Here is a 17,122-nt window from a genome sequence, read left to right as displayed (position 1 = left end):
GCGAACCAGAACGGTCAATCGCCGGACAGAACTCGCGGTCGCCCGGGGCTCACGCGCCGAGCGACGCCAACCGTTCGGAGCGCCGCGCGGCCTGCTCGACCGGGTCCGGCACGGGTGCCGCCTGGATGAGCCGCCGCGTGTACGGGTCCTGCGGCGCGCGCAGGATCGCGTCGCGGCTCCCCTGCTCGGCGACCCGTCCGCCGTGCAGCACCACGACCCGGTCGCAGAGCGTGTCCACCACGGCCAGGTCGTGCGTGACGAAGAGGCAGGCGAACCCGAGTCGTTCCTGGAGCTCCCGGAAGACGTCGAGCACCCGTGCCTGCACGGAGACGTCGAGCGCGCTGGTGGGCTCGTCCGCGATGAGCAGCGCGGGGTCCAACGCGACGGCACGGGCGATCGCGACGCGCTGCCGCTGGCCGCCGGAGAGCTCGTGCGGGAAGCGCTCGCGGAAGCCGCCGTCGAGCCCGACGTCCGCGAGCAGGCGCTCCACCCGCTCCCGGACCTCGTCCGCGGGCAGTCCGAGGATCTGCCGGAGCGGTTCGGCGACCGTCTGCCCGACCGTGTACCGCGGGTTCAGGGAACGCAGCGGGTTCTGGAAGACGACGCCGACGCGACGGCGCATGGCACGCCGGGAGGCACGGTGCGCGCCCGCCACGTCCGTCCCCTCGACGAGGACGGCGCCCGCGGTGATCGGTGCGAGTCCGACGGCGGCTCGGCCGATGGTGGTCTTGCCGCTGCCGGACTCCCCGACCAGGCCGACGATCTCTCCCCGGCCGACGGTGAACAACACGTCGTCGACCGCACGGAAGCGCCCACGGAGTGCGCCGCCGTACTCGACCACGAGGTGCCGGACGTCCAGGACGGGTGTGGCGACCTCCGCGGCGGGGCCGACCTGCGCCTCCTGGACCGCACCGGTGCCCATCCGCGGGACGGCGGCGAGGAGTTCGCGCGTGTAGTCGGCGGCGGGTGCGGCGAAGACCGCGCGCGCCGAGCCGGTCTCGACGACGCTTCCGCGGCGCATGACCACCACGCGGTCGGCGATGTCCGCCACCACGCCCATGTCGTGGGTAATGAGGAGGATCGCGGTCCCGGTGCGTTCGCGCAGCCGGCGGAGGACGTCGAGGACCTCGGCCTGCACGGTCACGTCGAGCGCGGTCGTCGGCTCGTCCGCGATGAGGAGGTCCGGGTCGGCCGCGAGCGCCATCGCGATCATGACGCGCTGGCACTGGCCGCCGGAGAGTTCGTGCGGGTACTGGCCGAGTCGGCGTTCGGGCTCCGGGACCTCGACGGCGCGGAGGAGGTCGAGCGACCGTTCCCGCACCGCGGCACGGTCGAGGCCGTCATCGGCGCGACGGACGGCCTCGGCGAGCTGGAACCCGACCGTGAAGACCGGGTTCAGTGCGGCGGACGGATCCTGGAAGATCATCGAGACCCGGCGGCCGCGTGCGGCTCGGAGGGTGCGCTCGTCGGCGCCGAGGACCTCGAGGTCACCGAGGCGGATGCTGCCGGTGGCACGTGCGCCGTCCGGGGCGATGCCCATCGCCGTCATCGCGGTCATGCTCTTGCCGGAGCCGGACTCGCCGACGACGGCGACCACCTCGCCACGACCGACGGTGAACGAGGCGTCGTCGACCGCTCGGACCACGGTGCCGTCGACGTCGAACGTGACGCTGAGGTGCTCGACGGTGAGGACGTCGCTCATGGGGTCTCCGATCGGTCGGGGTGGTCGCGGGCGTCCTTGAACGCCTCCCACTCCTCGAGCATCTTGCGGTGGTAGCCCTGCAGCCACTGCATGTAGTCGCGGCCGTTGAGCAGGCGCTCGCGGACCTCGGCGTCGACGTCGCCGGAACCGGTCCTGCCCGCCGCCTCGACGACGGCGAGACCGTGGCCGATGATGTCGCGCTGTCGGTCGAGGTACTTCCGCTCGCTCGCGAGCCAGGACCCCCACACGTCGGCCTCGGCGCGGAAGTAGTGGCTGCGCTCGCCGGGGACGGTGTGCCGCTTCACGAAGCCGGAGTCGACGAGCCGCCTGGTCGCCATCGACACCGAGCCCGAGCTGGCGCCGAGGGCGGCCTGCAGGTCGGCGGACGACGAGTGCGGGGCACGCGTCATCATGAGGTACCCGAGCACCCGGGCGTCGGTGAGGGGCATGCCCGCGGCGTCGTTGAGCATGAGGGCGAACTCCTCGACGAAGGTCTGCCGCTCCGGTTCGAGGACGACGTCGCCGACGGCGGCCTCGTCGCTGTGGACGCCGGTCGCGCCGCTGCGGGCGTCGTCGCTCACGGCTCGAGTCCCGCCGCGACCTCGGGCCGCTCGGACGGGATCGTCCAGGGCTCCTGGCTCATGCCGCCGCCTCCGCGGATCGAGCGGACCGTGCCGTCGGCGTCGCGCTCGTAGGTGATGTCCTCGTCGATCGACCCGAAGCGGTTGCCGTGGGTCATCCGGAGCGTGTCGGCGTCGACGACCTCGAGCCGGGTCGGGGTGTCGAGCGGCTCGGGGCCCGACGGGTCGACCTCGACGAGTCGGTCCCCGATCCGGGCGATGTCGGTGACGCCCCACGGGTTCGCGAAGCGCCCCGTGAACGTGTCGGTGTCGACGTCGTCGGGCACCGGCGTCCCGGGGGCGTCGTCGTCCGCCGCGGCGTCGAGCATCCGGATGATCGCGGTGGCGATGAGCGTCGCCGGGCCGGCCGCGGCGCTGGTGAGCACCGAGACGACGAGACCGGAGGCCGGGTCGAACATCGACTGCGTGATGTGCCCGGGGAAGCCGCCGGAGTGGCCGCGGATCTCGCGACCGCCGATCCGGTCGACGATGAACCCGGCGCCGTAGCCGCGCGCCGCGGGGTCGTCCGTCGCGCTCCACGCCTTGCGCTGCGCGAGCCGCTTCGAGTGGTCGTCGAGCAGGGTGCCCTGCCCGATGACGTGCTGCGAGAAGTACCGGACGAGGTCGGAGGCGGTGCCGTGGAAGCCCGTCGCCGCTGCCATCGCGCGGGTGTCGACGTGGTCGATCCGCCGACGCTGCCGAGCGACGTGGAACCCGGTGTACCCGACCACGAAGTCGTCGGCGCGCGCGGGGTCCCAGTCGGGCCCGGTGTTCCGCAGGCCGAGCGGTTCGGTGATCGACTCGCGGACGAAGTCGTTGTACGACCGACCGGACACCGCGGCGATGACGAGCCCGAGCAGGGAGTACCCGAGGTTCGAGTAGTTGAACGACGATCCGGTGGGCACCTTCTGCCCGCGGTCGAGGACGAGCGCGAGGAGTTCCTGTTCGTCCGGGAAGGGCCGGAGCAGCGACCAGTAGTCGCCGTCGTGACCGTCCCGGATCACGCCGGCCCCCATCTCCATGAGCTCCCGGATCGTGGCGTCGGCGAGGGGCGAGCCGCCGTCGACGAGCGCCGGGACGTACGTGCCCACCGTGTCGTCGAGCCGCAGCGACCCGCGCTCGGCGAGCTGCAGGAGCGCGGTGGCGGTGAAGGTCTTCGAGTGCGAGGCGATGCGGAACAGGTCGGTGGTGGTGAGGCGGCGCCCGGCCTCGACGTCCGCGTAGCCCCAGGCCTCGTCGAAGAGGACCTCGTTGCCGTACCCGATCGCGACCTGCACGCCGGGGACGCGGAGCTGCCACACCTTGTACGACACCCACTCGTGGATGTAGGGCAGGGTCTTCCGGTAGGCGGCGAGGGTGTCTGTCACGGTGGTCCTTTCGAGGGGCGGTGGGTCGAGTCTGACGGATCAGCGCCGTCGCGGGTCGAGCGCGGCGCGCAGCGTGTCCCCGAGCGCGATGACGCAGAGCACCGTCACGGCGAGGAACACCGCGGGTGCGACGAGCATGTGCGGCGCTCGGAGGAACTGACTCGTCGCGGCGGAGAGCTGCAGTCCCCACGAGATCGCCGGACTCTCGAGCCCGATGCCGAGGTACGTCAGGGACGACTCCGACACGATGACGCCGCCGACGGTGATCGTCGCGAGCACGAGCAGGGGCGAGATCGAGGACGGCAGGACGTACCGCGTCGTGATCCGCCACGTGGAGAGCCCCATCGTCCGCGCGGCGAGCACGAACTCGGCGTTCCGGACGCTCCGCACGCTCGACCGCACGAGCCGGGCCATCGTCGGCCAGCCGAACAGCGCGAGCACGAGCGAGACCGTCAGCACCGAGCGCTCCCCCACGCTGTTCAGGACGACGACGGCGCCGAGCAGGAACGGGAAGCCGAGGAACACGTCGGTGAGCCGCGCGAGCACCGCGTCGACCCAGCCGCCGACCATGCCCGCGACGGTGCCGACGACGACGGCGACGACCCCGGCGAGGACCGTGGTGAGCACGGCGACGGCGATCGACGACCGCGTGCCGTAGACGACGTTGGCGTAGACGTCGCAGCCCTGCAGGTCGAAGCCGAACGGATGGCCACCGATCGGCGCGGCGCCACTGCGACCGAGGTCGCACACCCGCGGGTCGCCGTGGCCGAAGAAGCCGGCGAAGAACCCCGGGAAGACGGCGACGAGCACGACGACGGCGAGGACCCCGGCCGGCAGCCAGAACCCCGGACGACGGACGGCGGCGCGCAGGGGACGCCGCTTCGTGACGACGGAGGACGGGACGGTCGCGCCGATGGCGGAGGTGGTCATGCGGAGGCTCCTGTCCGGACGCGCGGGTCGAGGGCGGCGTGCAGCAGGTCGACGAGCACGCTCGTGACGAGGAACACCAGGATGAGTGCCGTCGAGATGCCGACGACGACGGCCCCCTCGTGCGACCGGATGCCCTGGAACAGCAGGTTCCCGACACCGGGGAGGTTGAAGATGCCCTCGATGATCACGGTCCCGCCCATCAGGTAGCCCAGGTCCGTGGCGAGGTAGGTCGCCGTCGGGATGAGCGAGTTGCGCATCACGTGCACGCCGACGATCCGTCCCGGCGCGAGTCCCTTCGCCCGGGCGGTCCGCACGAAGTCCGCGTCGAGCGTCTCGATCATCGACGTCCGTGTCAGCCGGGACACCGCCGCGAGACCGAACAGCGCGATCACGAACGCCGGCAGCACGTAGGCCGTCGGCCACCCCGCCGTGGCGCCCGCGACCGGGAACCAGTGGAGCCGGACCGAGAACACGAGCTGCAGCGCGACGCCGAGCACGAAGACGGGGACTGCACCGACGACGATCGTCCCGACCAGGACCGTCTTGTCGAGGACGGTCCCGCGGCGGAGGGCCGAGACCACGCCGAGCCCGATGCCGAGCAGGATCTCGATCGCCCAGGCCGTCAGCGCGAGCGTGATGGTGACCGGCCAGCGCGACGCCATCTGCTCGCCGACGGACTGGCCGCTGAAGTCCGTGCCGAAGTCGCCCCGGAACAGCCCCGCGAGGTACTGCACGTACTGCAGCCACAGCGGCTGGTCGAGGTGGTACTCGGCGCGCAGCGCCCGGACGACGGCGTCGCTGAGCGGCCGGTCGCCGCCGAGCGCCTTGATGGGGTCTCCCGGCAGCGCGAACGTCATCGCGTAGATGAGGAAGGTCACCCCGAGGAAGACGACGACCAGGCCGCCGACCCGGCGACCGACGGCGAGCGCCGGGCGCATCACGCGCCTCCTGGCACGGACGTCGCGAGGGACGGACGGGAGGCGCGGGTCGACCCCGCCACGTGACTCGCGCAGGCGAGGATCGCGCCGAACTGCACCCCCACCAGCTTGCTGATCGGGATCGGCTCCGCGCCGGTCGCCTCGTCGGCCTGCCAGGTCGCGTACCGCTGGGCGAGGCGGTCGCGGAGCCGCCGCAGCGGCGCGGGCGCGGTCCCCGCGGTCGTCTCGGCCTCGAGTGCCCGGAGCAGCATCCCGCCGTACCGCAGGCGGAAGCAGCGCACCAGGTCCTCGCAGCCGAACCGCTCGGCGACGGTGGCCGTCCGGTCCGCGGGCTCACGGTCGGCGCGGGCCCGGTCGGTGTCGGTCATCCCGGCGATCATCGGGATGAACGCGCGGGACCCCTCGAGGAACGGTGACTCGATCGTGAGCATCGGCGACGCGTCGTCGAGGATCTCCTGCAGTTCCGCGCCCGAGGCACCGAGGTCGTCTGCGCAGCGGCGGAGCAGATCCGCGTAGGACTCCGACGTCTGGGTCTGGTCGTCGGCGTCCGGGTGGCTCCAGTACGGCAGCTCGGCGACCATGCACAGCGCTCCGTGGCGCATCGCCCACGCGGCGCTGGACGCCCCGTGGATGTGCTCGCCGGGGTCGACGCCGAGGCCCTCGAGGTAGTCGTACGCCGTCTCGATGCCGTCCATCGCGAACACCGCCGGGGCGAGCTGGCGCAGGTACGGCGACTCCGGCTCGCCCGTGTCCAGCGGGAGCCCCAGCGAAGCAGGCACCGCGTGCAGGGTGTCGATCACGTCCGGCAGGTCCTCGGACAGGTAGTAGTAGACCCCGCCCATCTCGCCGTTGTGCAGCGACACGAGCAGGTCCGGCCGGGTGTCGTCGATGAGCCGCATGAACGCCAGGGTCTCCGGCAACACCTGGTCGAAGTACACCGACCGGTAGCTGTTCGGGAACGTCCACTCCACCTGGCTGTCCGGCGCCGGACGGTAGAAGTGCCGCGCGTACCAGGCCCGGTCGAACGGGTCGCGGAACCACGCCTCGTTCAACCGCATGCCGTCCGGGTCGATCGTCGGGACGATGTGCCACGTCGTGTCCAGTGCCCGGGCCATCGCCTCGTCGCCGACCATCGTCTCGGCGAGGTGCAGGGCCGTCCACGAGCCGATCGGTTCGTTCGGGTGCACGCCGCCGACGACGACGGCGGCGTGCGACCCGGAACCGATGCGGTAGCTGTGGAGCGGCTCGCCGAGCCGACTGGTGCCGATCCGGGTGACCGTGACCTGCTCCGGATGGGCCGCGGCGAGCGCGTCGAACCGGGCGTGCAGGTCGTCGACGAGCGGGAAGCCGTCGCGGTCGGGGACCTCGGCGACGAGGCGGAGGATGGTGCGCTGGTCCATGCGGTGGTGCCGGTCCCTACTTGACGGTGATCGCGGGGACGACCGGGCTGCCGTCGACCGCGGGCAGCGAGGCGATCTTGTCGCTCACCACGTACGAGTACTTGTCGAAGAACGTCGGGACGATCGGGAAGTCCTCGAGCACGGCCTTCTGCGTCTGGGCGTAGTAGTCGTTCGCCTCGTCCTGCGAGCCGGCGGAGTCCGCCTTCGCGAGGAGTTGATCGACCTCGTCCGACTGGTAGTAGCCGGTGCAGGGGGCGCATCCACCGGCCGAGGTGAACAGTGCGCGGAGGGTGTTCTGCTGGCTGGCGTAGAGCGCGCCCCAGTGCCCGAAGTGCGGCCCCTCGATCTTCTTGTCGGTGAGCTCGGAGTAGTACGAGGCCCAGTCGGTGGTGGCCTTCGCGACGGTGTCGACGCCGAGGTTCTGCCGGATCTGGTTCGCGTACGCCTGGTAGAGCGAGTCGAGGCCGTTGCCGCCCGGGTAGACGAGGGTGATCGTGCCGTCGAAGCCACCGGCCTTCGCGAGCAGCGCCTTGGCCTTCGACGGGGAGAACTCGCACGCCTCGCCGCAGATGCCCTCCTCGGTCCCGGACATGTTCGGCGGGGTCAGCGCGGTGGCGGGTTCGTACAGCCCGCCGTAGATCGCCGTGTTGACCTGCTTGCGGTTGATCGACATCGAGATCGCCCGGCGCACGTCGGGGTCCGAGTAGCGCTCGTCCCAGAGCGGGAAGCCGAGGTAGTCGATGCCGGGTGCGTCGAACGAGTGCAGGCGGTCCCCGAAGTCCGCTCCGGCGCTGGTCATCTTGTCCGCCGGCAGGAAGAGGACGTCGGCGTTGCCCGCGAGCACGTCGGTGTACGCGGTGTTCATGTCCGAGTAGCTCTTGAAGGTGACGTCCTTCGTCTTCGCCTTCGTGCCCTCGTAGCCCTTCCACGCGGTGACGGTGAACGGCTGGTTCGCCTTCCACGCCTCGGTCATCTCGTAGGGGCCGTTGCCGATCGGCTTGGCGTCGTAGGCCTTCAGGTCCTCGTAGGCGGCCTCGGGCATCGGGTAGAACGCGGTCTGCGCCTGGCTGAGCTGGAGCGGGAACTGGCTGTCCGCGTGGTCGAGCGTCACGGTGAAGGTGTCCTTCCCGGTCACCTTGAGCCCTGACATCTCCTTCGTCTTCGGCGTACCGGACGCCGGGTTGAGGTCCTCGTAGCCGACGATCGCGGCGAGCTCCCCGCTGTTCTCCCACGCGTTCGGGCCGTAGGCGGTGTGGTTCCACGCCTTGACGTAGCTCTCCGGCGTGACCTCCTCGCCGTTCTGGAACGTCCACCCGTCGCGGAGGGTGATCGTCCACGTGGTGTTGTCGGTCGACTCCACGCTCTTCGCGGCGACGTCGTGGAGCTTCCCCTTCGAGTCGGTCTCGGTGAGCGGCGCGAACAGGCTGAGCACCTGGGTGAAGGCCACCGTCTGGCGACCCGGCGTGAGGTGGTCGGGCTCGCCGGTGGCGTAGACGAGGCTCCCGCCGGAGCCGGCCTGGTCGTCCGCGTTCCCGGTGGCCGAACAGCCCGTGGCCACCAGCGCCAGCGTGGCTGCTGCAGCCAGCGCGGCGATCGTCCTGCGTCGCATGTGTGCTCCTCGAGTCCCGCTCCCGGGTCCGGCCCGGTCGTCGTTGACCGAGAAGCTAGGCCCGGCGGAAACCCGAACACAAGACTTCTTTCAGTGATCTCTGAAAGCTTTACCGTTCTGAAACACACCGGAAACGGCGGCCCTCGCGCCGTGGTCACCGCGTGTGCCACGCTGGCGGACATGCGACACACACCGCACTTCCTGATGACCGACGTCGACGAGGTGCGACGCCTCATCGGGGGCAACCCGTGGGCGACGATCGTCTCGCACACCGAGGCCGGGCTGGTCGCGTCGCACTACCCGTTCCTGCTCGAGACGCCCACAGCGGGCGACGCTGCGGACCCCGACGAGCTCGTCCTGGTGTCGCACGTCGGCCGCCCGGACGAGGTGGCCCACGAACTCGGTCGACACGAGGTGCTCGTCGTGTTCCAGGGCCCGCACGGCTACGTCTCGCCCGCCTGGTACCCGCCGGAGCAGTTCGTGCCGACCTGGAACCACGTGACGGCGCACTGCTGGGGCACGCCGGAGATCCTGTCCGACGAGGAGAACTTCCGCGTCCTCGGTGAACTCGTCGACCACTTCGAGCGCGTGATGCCCGAGCCGGTCTCCCTCGAGGTCGACGAGGAGACGGCACGCCGGATGGCGAAGGGCACCGTCGGGATCCGCATCCGGGTCACCCGGTTCGACGCCCGCGCGAAGCTCTCGCAGAACAAGGCACCGGAGGTGGTGGACCGGATCGTCGCGGGGCTGCGCGGCGACGGTCCGTACGCCTCGCCGGCACTCGCCGACGAGATGGCCCGTGCACACGGCCTGGAGGCGCGGTGAAGGAGATCCTGCTCCGCACCGTCCGGCGGGTGGGCACGTCCGGCGCCCCGTCCGACGTCCGGATCGTCGACGGGCTGGTCACCGCGATCGCGCCGGCCGGCACGCTCGACCCCACGGACGTCGACACCGACGTCGTCGAGACGGCCGGCGCCTGGCTCGGTCCCGGGCTCGTCGACCACCACGTGCACTTCGACCAGTGGGCCCTCGTCCGCCGTCGCGTCGACGTGTCGGCCTGCGACTCGGCGGAGGCGACCGCCGACCTGCTGGCGGAGGTGGCGCGCACCGGTGTGGCGGACCGCGTCCTGATCGGACACGGCTACCGCGACGGGATGTGGCCCCGCCCCGCACGACGTGCGCTGCTCGACCGGATCGAGCCGCGCCTCCCGATCGTCGTCATCAGCGGTGACCTGCACGCCGTCTGGTGCAACGCCGCGGCGCTGGAGCACTTCTCCGGCGTCGTCGGCCGCCCGCTCGTCGCCGGCGACGACGGGGTACTCCGCGAGCAGGACGCGTTCGACGTGACCGGCGCGCTCTCCCGCGTGCCGGACGAGGTGCTCGACGGCTTCGTCGCCGACGCCGTCGAGGCGGCCGCCGCCCGCGGCGTGACCCGGGTGACCGACCTCGAGATGACCTTCGGACTCGACCGCTGGACCCGCCGTGTGCAGGCCGGCACGGACGGCCTCCGCGTCGACTCGGGGGTCTACCCGGCCGACCTCGACGCCGCGATCCGACGGGGACTCCGCACCGGCGACGTCGTCGAGGGCACCCGCGGGCTCGTCCGGACGGGCCCGTTCAAGGTGATCACCGACGGCTCGCTCGGCACCCGGACGGCGGCGACGGCCTCCGGCGACGGCGTGCTCGTGTGGTCGTTCGAGGACCTCGTGGCGATGCTCCGTCGGGCGGTCGACGCCGGGCTCGTCCCCGCGGTGCACGCGATCGGCGACCGGGCGAACACCCTCGCGCTCGACGTCTTCGAGGCCGTCGGCGCACGCGGCACGATCGAGCACGCGCAGCTGCTGGCGGACACCGACCTGGAGCGGTTCGCACGGCTCGGGGTGGCCGCGTCGGTGCAGCCCGAGCACGCGATGGACGACCGCGACATCGCCGACCGCTACTGGGCCGGGATGACCGAGCGGGCGTTCCCGTTCGCGTCCCTCGACCGTGCCGGTGCCCGGCTGCTGCTCGGCTCGGACGCGCCGGTCGCGCCGCTCGACCCGTGGGTGTCGATGGCCGCGGCCGTCGGACGCGACCGGGACGGCCGCGAGCCGTGGCACCCGGCCGAACGCCTCGGCGTGCTGACGGCCTGGCGCGGGTCGACCGAGGGCGGTCGGGTCGGGGTGGCCGTCGGCGACGTCGCGGACCTCGTGCTGCTCGAGGCGGACCCGCTCGCGGCGACCGGGTCCGGGCAGCTCCGGCGAGCACGGGTGCTGGCGACCGCGATCGCCGGACGGTTCACGTACCGGGACGTCTGACCGGCGCTACTTCTGGTCCTTCGGGCACCAGTAGAGCTTGCGGCCGGCCATGTCGGCCATCCGGATCTCGGTGCCGCACACCCGGCAGGGTTCGCCCTCGCGGTGGTAGACCCAGTGCCGGTCCTTCCGGGACCGGACGGCCTTCGCGTGCTCGCTCTTCGACAGGCCGTCCATGGTCAGCATGAGGCCGTCGCGGACGCCCTCGTGCAGGAGCTTCGACCAGTCGTGCCAGAGCGCCTTCGCCTGCTTGACGGTGAGCTTCTTGCCCGGCTTGTAGGGGTCGATGCGCTGCCGGAACAGCAGCTCGGCGCGGTAGATGTTGCCGATGCCGCTCACGACGGCCTGGTCCATGAGCAGCTGCCCGATCGCGACGTTCCGCTTCCGGACGTTGTCGACGAAGGTCTTCTCGGCCTCGGGGCCGTCGTCGTTGATCGGGTCCGGGCCGAGCTTGTCGAGCGCCTTCTGCACGCCGGCCGGGTCCTCGACGACGCACGCCGTCGGGCCGCGCAGGTCGGCGACCGTGTCCTCGGTGAGCAGCCGCACGCGCACCTGCCCGACGGGGTCCGGCGGGAACGCCTCGATCGGGTCCTCGACCTTCTCCTGCTCGGCCATCCGGTAGCGGGCGAGACGGGGAGCGCCGATCGACGTCAGGGACTCCTCGCCGTCGTCGTCCGACAGCGCCCCGGCGGTGGAGAGGTCCCCCGCGAAGTCCCACGCCCCGTAGAGGCCGAGGTGGACGCGGAGGAACCGGTCGCCCTCGAACTCGAGGAACATCTGCTTGCCGACGGCCCGGGCAGCGACCATGCGCGTGCCGTCGAGCTGGGCGGCACCGGCGGCGAACCGTCCCTGCGGACTCGACACCTCGCAGCGTTTGCCGACGAAGTGCCGGGTGAACTGGTTGGCGATGCGGTGGACGGAGTGACCCTCGGGCATTGCTCTTGTCTACTCGGCCTCACTGGTCGATCTGCTTGCCGGCGATCAGGCCGGTGGTCTCGTACTCGGCGAGCTGCGCGATGCGGCGGGCGTGACGCTCCTCGCCCGAGAACGGCTCGGCGATGAACAGGTCGACGAACCGGATCGCTTCGTCCTCGGTGTGCTGGCGGGCGCCGATCGAGATGACGTTGGCGTCGTTGTGCTGGCGGGCGAGGAGCGCGGTGGACTCGTTCCACACGAGCGCGGCGCGGACGCCCTCGACCTTGTTCGCGGCGATCTGCTCGCCGTTGCCGGACCCCCCGAACACGACACCGAGCGCCTGGACGCCCGCACGCTGGTCCTGCACCACGGCGTGCGCGGCGTTGATGCAGAACGAGGGGTAGTCGTCGAGCGCGTCGTACTCGGTCGGACCGTGGTCCACCACCTCGTGCCCGGCCTCCGTCAGGTGGGTGGCGAGGGTCTTGTTGAACTCGAGGCCGGCGTGGTCCGTTCCGAGGTGGATGCGCATGGGATCGATCCTATTCCTGCGACTACTGCCCCCGGACCACGACCACGACGTACCGCGTGGGCTCCTCGCCCGGGTTCCGGTAGACGACGTCGGCGGGGTCCCCGAGCTCGATGCGGTCCCCCGCGGCGAGCCGCGTCGACTCGCCGCCGACGACGAGTTCGAGCACGCCGTCGACCACCCAGATGCAGTGGCGCAGGAACGCGTACGCGGACGCCGGGTAGGCCACTTCGCGGCCGGACGGGAGGCGCACCTCGGTGACGTCCGCGGGGAAGGCCGCACTCGAGATCGGTCGACGCCGGTACCCGGTCTCGGGATCGGTCCAGGAGTCGGCGGTCGCGCCGCGCTGGACGCCCCGCGCGTCGTCGGGATCGGTCGCCCGGGGCACCTCGTGGTCGAGGGACTCGTCGAGGAGCTGTGAGACCGTGAGTCCGAACGCTCCCGACAGCCGCCCGAGGATGGTCGCCGTCGGGCTCGACACCCCGCGTTCGACGCGGTTGATCATGGCGCGGGAGACCCCGGACTCCTCGGCGAGCTCGGTGAGACTCCACTTCCGCTCCGTGCGGAGGCGCTGCAGGCGCTCGCCGAGCCGTCGTTGGTCGGCGTCGTCCGCCGTTTCCGGTTCCGACTCCGGTGCGTCTACGATGTGAGACATGACGACAGCATATGCGACGAACGGGTCGGGTCCGGTCACCGTCCGGGAGTGCGAGCCACGCGACCTCGACGTCGTCCACGCACTGCACGTCGACGCCGTCCTGCACTCCACCGCCATCTGGCAGGAGGAGCCGCACCCGCGCTCGTACTTCGACGGCTGGCTCGCCGAGCGTCGCGCCGACGGCTGGCCGGTCCTCGTCGCCGAGGTCGATGGGCAGGTCGCCGGTTACGCGACGTACTCGCAGTGGCGGCCGCACCAGGGGTACCGGCTGACGGTGGAGCACAGCGTGTACGTCGTCGAGGCGTTCCGCGGGCGGGGCATCGCGACCGTCCTCATGGACGCCCTCGTCGCACGGGCACGGGCGGAGGGGCGGCACGTCCTGATGGCGGGGATCTGCAGCGAGAACGCCGGGTCGATCGCGCTGCACACCAAGCTCGGGTTCGACACGGTCGCCGTCGTGCCCGAGGTCGGACGCAAGTTCGACCGCTGGCTCGACCTGACGCTCATGCGGCTCCCGCTCGCCTGAGCCGGGCCGGCGGGGCGGACGCGAGCCGCGCCTCCTGGCCCCCGCGCACAACGAAAGCGCATCCGAACCGGACGTTGTCGTGGTTCGGGTGCACTCCGGTCGTGCGGCGACCATCCGCGCCGCGTGCCGAGCGCTGCGGGCGCGACCGGACGGTCCCCGTGGTCGCGGCGCGTGACGGCGCACAACGAAAGCGCACCCGAACCGGACGTTGTCGTGGTTCGGGTGCACTCCGGTCGTGCGGCGGCCATCCGCGCCGCGTGGCTGCGCCGTCGGGCCGACGTCAGTCGGTGGTGTCGAAGATCGGGCCGACGGTCCGCGAGCGCTTGAGCTCGAAGAAGCCCGGGTACTTGGCGACCGCGACGACGCCGTCCCAGAGGTCGAGCGCCTCCTGGCCCTTCGGCGCCGGCGAGATGACCGGGCCGAAGAAGGCGGTGCCCTCGACGGCGATGACCGGCGTCCCGACGTCCTGGCCGACCCGGTCGATGCCGTCCTGGTGGCTGGCGCGGACGGCCTGGTCGACCTCGTCCGTCCAGGCGTACTCGAGCAGGTCGGCGTCGAGGCCGAGCTCCGCGAGCACCGCCGGCACGACCTGCTCCGGGTCCTGCTCCTGGCGGTGGTGGATGTGCTCACCGAGCGCGTCGTAGAGCGGCTTGACGATCTCCTGCCCGAGGCGGAGCCGTGCCGCGGTCACGATGCGCGGGTAGACCTGCCCGGCCACGAGCCGCTCGCGGTAGGTGTCCGGGACGTCCTGGTCCTCGTTGAGGACGAACAGGCTCATCACGTTCCAGGTGACGTCGAGGTCGCGGTGCCGGGCGACCTCGCCGACCCAGCGGCTCGTCATCCAGGCCCAGGGGCAGTTCGGGTCGAACCAGAACTCCACAGCGGTGCGGTCGGCGGTCGTCTTGTCCACAGTCGTGTCGGTCACGGATGCGAGCGTACGCGTGCTCGCTAGGCTGGAGGCGACCGTCCCGCCGGTGCACGACGCCGTGCCGGGACCCCCCTCACGCGGACAAGGACCGTCCGTGTGCAACCGCGAAGATGGAGCGTCCGTGCCCGGAGAGAACCTCACCCGAATCGAAGCCCAGGAACGTGCCGCGATCGTCGACGTGCAGACGTACGACGTCGAGCTCGACCTGACCCGCGGCGCCGAGACGTTCGGCAGCACCACGCGGGTGCGCTTCACCGCCACCGACGGTGCGTCCACGTTCATCGACGCCATCACGAAGTCGGTGCACTCGATCACGCTGAACGGCACGGCGCTCGACGTCGCCGCCGTGAACGACGGGGTCCGCATCCAGCTCGACGGCCTGCAGGAGCAGAACGAGCTCGTGGTCGTCAGCGACGCGCTCTACACGAACACGGGCGAGGGCCTGCACCGCTTCGTCGACCCGGTCGACGACGAGGTGTACCTGTACTCCCAGTTCGAGGTGCCCGACTCACGTCGCATGTTCGCCGTGTTCGAGCAGCCCGACCTCAAGGCCGAGTTCACCTTCACCGTGACGGCGCCGTCCCGGTGGCAGGTCGTCTCGAACTCCCCCACGCCCGAGCCGCACGTCGACGGCGACATCGCCACGTGGGCATTCCCCCCGACGGCGAAGATCTCGAGCTACATCACCGCGCTCGTCGCCGGCCCGTACGAGGTCGTGCGAGACGAGCTGACGAGCCGCGACGGCCGGACGATCCCGCTCGGCGTCTTCGCGCGGAAGTCGCTCGCCGAGTACCTCGACCCCGAGTACGTCTTCGAGACCACGAAGAAGGGCTTCGCCTACTACGAGGAGAAGTTCGACGTCCCGTACCCGTTCGAGAAGTACGACCAGCTGTTCGTGCCGGAGTTCAACGCCGGCGCGATGGAGAACGCCGGGGCCGTCACCTTCACCGAGACCTACGTCTTCCGGTCGAAGGTCACCGACGCCATCAAGGAGCGCCGGGTCGTCACGATCCTGCACGAGCTCGCCCACATGTGGTTCGGCGACCTCGTCACCATGAAGTGGTGGAACGACCTGTGGCTCAACGAGTCCTTCGCCGAGTGGGCCTCGACGATCGCCACGGCCGAGGCCACCGAGTGGACCGAGGCGTGGACCACGTTCCAGGCGATGGAGAAGTCCTGGGCCTACCGCCAGGACCAGCTCCCCTCGACGCACCCGATCGTCGCGACGATCAACGACCTCGAGGACGTCCAGGTCAACTTCGACGGCATCACGTACGCCAAGGGCGGCTCCGTCCTGAAGCAGCTCGTGGCGTGGGTCGGCATCGACGCGTTCTTCGCGGGCGTCTCGGCGTACTTCAAGAAGCACCACCACTCGAACACCGAGCTGCGCGACCTGCTCGTCGAGCTCGAGGCCACCAGCGGCCGTGACCTCTCCGAGTGGTCGAAGGCCTGGCTCGAGACCGCCGGGGTGAACACGCTCCGCCCCGAGATCGAGGTCGACGAGTCCGGCGCGATCACGTCGTTCGCCGTGCTGCAGGAAGCGCCGGCCGACTACCCGACGCTCCGTCCGCACCGTCTGGCGATCGGCGTCTACGCCGTCACGCAGGACTCGGATGCACCGTTCGGCGCCGACACCGCGTCCTCCGGCGGCAAACTCGAGCGCGTGCACCGCGTCGAGATCGACGTCGACGGTGCCCGCACCGAGGTCCCGGAGCTCGTCGGCGTGCAGCGCGGCGACCTCGTGCTCCTCAACGACGACGACCTCGCCTACGCCAAGATCCGTCTCGACGAGCACTCGCGCCGGACCGCCATCGAGCACCTCGCCTCGATCGCGAACCCGCTCGCCCGCTCGATCGTGTGGGGCGCGATGTGGGACGCCACGCGCGACGCCGAGTCGCCCGCCAGCGACTACGTCCGCCTGGTGCTCGGCAACATCGCCACCGAGACCGAGTCGACCACGATCCGCACGACGCTCTCGCAGCTGCTCCTGACCGCGCGCAACTACGTCGTGCCGGCGAAGGTCGACCAGACCGTGCGCACCGTCGGCGACACGCTCTGGAACCTCGCGTCGAGCGCCGAGGCCGGTTCCGACGCGCAGTTCCAGTTCGTGAAGTTCTTCGCGCAGATCGCCTCCACGCCCGAGCACGTGGCCACCCTGAGCGGCCTGCGCGACGGTTCGGTGACGCTGAACGGGCTCGAGATCGACACCGACCTGCGCTGGGAGCTGCTCGAGGGCCTCGTGCTCGCGGGTGCCGCCTCCGGTGCCGAGGTCGACGCCGAGCTCGCTGCGGACAAGACCGCGTCGGGTGAGCAGGCCGCCGCGCGTGCCCGTGCGACGATCCCGACGGCCGAGGGCAAGCTCGCTGCGTTCTCGTCGCTCGTGGACTCGTCCGAGCTGCCCAACGCGATCGTGCGCCAGACGACGGTCGGGTACCAGCACGTGAACAGCCCGGTCGTGCTCGAGGGTCTCGTCCCCAAGTACTTCGACGTGCTCACGCGCATCTGGGCCGAGCGCAGCTACCACATGGCCGACACCATCGTCTCGGGGCTCTACCCGGCGCCGCTCGCGTCGGCCGAGCTGCGGGACGCCGCGGCCGCGTGGCTCGAGGCGCACCCGGAGACCCCGGCGCTGCGTCGCATCGTGTCCGAGAGCCTGGCGGGGACCGAGCGTGCCCTGCGGGTCCAGGCGGCGGACGCCTGAGTCTCGGATGA

General features: G+C 71.3%; 15 protein-coding genes. 4 read left to right on the top strand and 11 right to left on the bottom strand.

Features of this window, described 5'->3' with window-relative positions:
* Positions 1-49: 49 nt before the first annotated feature.
* The 7 genes from J2X60_RS15315 to J2X60_RS15285 are packed head-to-tail and all read right to left on the bottom strand — an operon-like array spanning position 50 to position 8,566.
* Positions 50-1,702 (bottom strand): ABC transporter ATP-binding protein, encoded by a 1,653-nt coding sequence (locus J2X60_RS15315; RefSeq protein WP_309888687.1) that lies wholly within the window; start codon positions 1,700-1,702, stop codon positions 50-52.
* Positions 1,699-2,283, bottom strand: coding sequence for a MarR family transcriptional regulator (locus tag J2X60_RS15310; RefSeq protein WP_309888685.1), 585 nt, complete (start codon positions 2,281-2,283; stop codon positions 1,699-1,701). Before J2X60_RS15310 ends, J2X60_RS15315 begins: the two co-directional genes overlap by 4 nt.
* Positions 2,280-3,689, bottom strand: coding sequence for a serine hydrolase (locus J2X60_RS15305; RefSeq protein ID WP_309888682.1), 1,410 nt, complete (start codon positions 3,687-3,689; stop codon positions 2,280-2,282). Before J2X60_RS15305 ends, J2X60_RS15310 begins: the two co-directional genes overlap by 4 nt.
* Positions 3,690-3,728: 39 nt before the next feature.
* Positions 3,729-4,619 carry an ABC transporter permease gene (locus J2X60_RS15300; protein ID WP_309888680.1) on the bottom strand — a complete coding sequence of 297 codons (891 nt, stop codon included), beginning with the start codon at positions 4,617-4,619 and terminating at the stop codon, positions 3,729-3,731.
* The gene (locus J2X60_RS15295) at positions 4,616-5,557 is read right to left on the bottom strand and encodes an ABC transporter permease (protein WP_092384060.1); all 942 of its coding nucleotides are present in this window, start codon (positions 5,555-5,557) and stop codon (positions 4,616-4,618) included. The genes J2X60_RS15300 and J2X60_RS15295 overlap by 4 nt, the downstream gene beginning before the upstream one ends.
* A complete protein-coding gene (locus J2X60_RS15290) occupies positions 5,557-6,957 on the bottom strand; it encodes a M14 family zinc carboxypeptidase (RefSeq protein WP_309888677.1) in 1,401 nt (466 codons plus the stop codon). Before J2X60_RS15290 ends, J2X60_RS15295 begins: the two co-directional genes overlap by 1 nt.
* 16 nt (positions 6,958-6,973) lie before the next feature.
* Positions 6,974-8,566 carry an ABC transporter substrate-binding protein gene (locus tag J2X60_RS15285; RefSeq protein ID WP_309888675.1) on the bottom strand — a complete coding sequence of 531 codons (1,593 nt, stop codon included), beginning with the start codon at positions 8,564-8,566 and terminating at the stop codon, positions 6,974-6,976.
* 180 nt (positions 8,567-8,746) lie between these two features.
* Between J2X60_RS15285 and J2X60_RS15280 the strand changes: the two genes are divergently transcribed.
* The gene (locus J2X60_RS15280; protein ID WP_309888673.1) at positions 8,747-9,391 is read left to right on the top strand and encodes an FMN-binding negative transcriptional regulator; all 645 of its coding nucleotides are present in this window, start codon (positions 8,747-8,749) and stop codon (positions 9,389-9,391) included.
* On the top strand, positions 9,388-10,863 hold the full coding sequence (locus J2X60_RS15275) for an amidohydrolase family protein (RefSeq protein WP_309888671.1): 1,476 nt from the start codon (positions 9,388-9,390) through the stop codon (positions 10,861-10,863). The genes J2X60_RS15280 and J2X60_RS15275 overlap by 4 nt, the downstream gene beginning before the upstream one ends.
* A gap of 6 nt (positions 10,864-10,869) precedes the next feature.
* Here J2X60_RS15275 and J2X60_RS15270 read toward each other — a convergent pair whose 3' ends face one another.
* Genes J2X60_RS15270 through J2X60_RS15260 form a run of 3 tightly spaced genes read right to left on the bottom strand, consistent with a single transcriptional unit; the run spans position 10,870 to position 12,956 of the window.
* Positions 10,870-11,796: a DNA-formamidopyrimidine glycosylase family protein gene (locus tag J2X60_RS15270; protein ID WP_309888664.1), complete on the bottom strand. Its 927-nt coding sequence runs from the start codon at positions 11,794-11,796 to the stop codon at positions 10,870-10,872.
* A 19-nt stretch (positions 11,797-11,815) separates the two neighbouring features.
* Positions 11,816-12,304 (bottom strand): ribose-5-phosphate isomerase, encoded by a 489-nt coding sequence (locus tag J2X60_RS15265; RefSeq protein ID WP_070416594.1) that lies wholly within the window; start codon positions 12,302-12,304, stop codon positions 11,816-11,818.
* Between the two features lie 22 nt (positions 12,305-12,326).
* Positions 12,327-12,956: an XRE family transcriptional regulator gene (locus J2X60_RS15260; protein ID WP_309888661.1), complete on the bottom strand. Its 630-nt coding sequence runs from the start codon at positions 12,954-12,956 to the stop codon at positions 12,327-12,329.
* Here J2X60_RS15260 and J2X60_RS15255 point away from each other — a divergent pair.
* On the top strand, positions 12,955-13,482 hold the full coding sequence (locus tag J2X60_RS15255) for an N-acetyltransferase family protein (RefSeq protein ID WP_309888660.1): 528 nt from the start codon (positions 12,955-12,957) through the stop codon (positions 13,480-13,482). The genes J2X60_RS15260 and J2X60_RS15255 overlap by 2 nt on opposite strands.
* A gap of 280 nt (positions 13,483-13,762) precedes the next feature.
* Here J2X60_RS15255 and J2X60_RS15250 read toward each other — a convergent pair whose 3' ends face one another.
* Positions 13,763-14,323 carry a disulfide bond formation protein DsbA gene (locus J2X60_RS15250; protein WP_217637385.1) on the bottom strand — a complete coding sequence of 187 codons (561 nt, stop codon included), beginning with the start codon at positions 14,321-14,323 and terminating at the stop codon, positions 13,763-13,765.
* Between the two features lie 208 nt (positions 14,324-14,531).
* On the opposite strand from J2X60_RS15250, the gene pepN reads away from it, so the two are divergent.
* Positions 14,532-17,111, top strand: a complete 2,580-nt coding sequence (pepN, locus tag J2X60_RS15245; protein WP_309888658.1) for an aminopeptidase N — start codon at positions 14,532-14,534, stop codon at positions 17,109-17,111.
* Positions 17,112-17,122: the final 11 nt, after the last annotated feature.

The organism is Curtobacterium sp. 320 (genome assembly GCF_031455235.1).
Lineage (GTDB): Bacteria > Actinomycetota > Actinomycetes > Actinomycetales > Microbacteriaceae > Curtobacterium.
The sequence above is the reverse complement of the archived record's forward strand: the minus strand, read 5'-3'. Positions and strand labels throughout refer to the sequence as shown.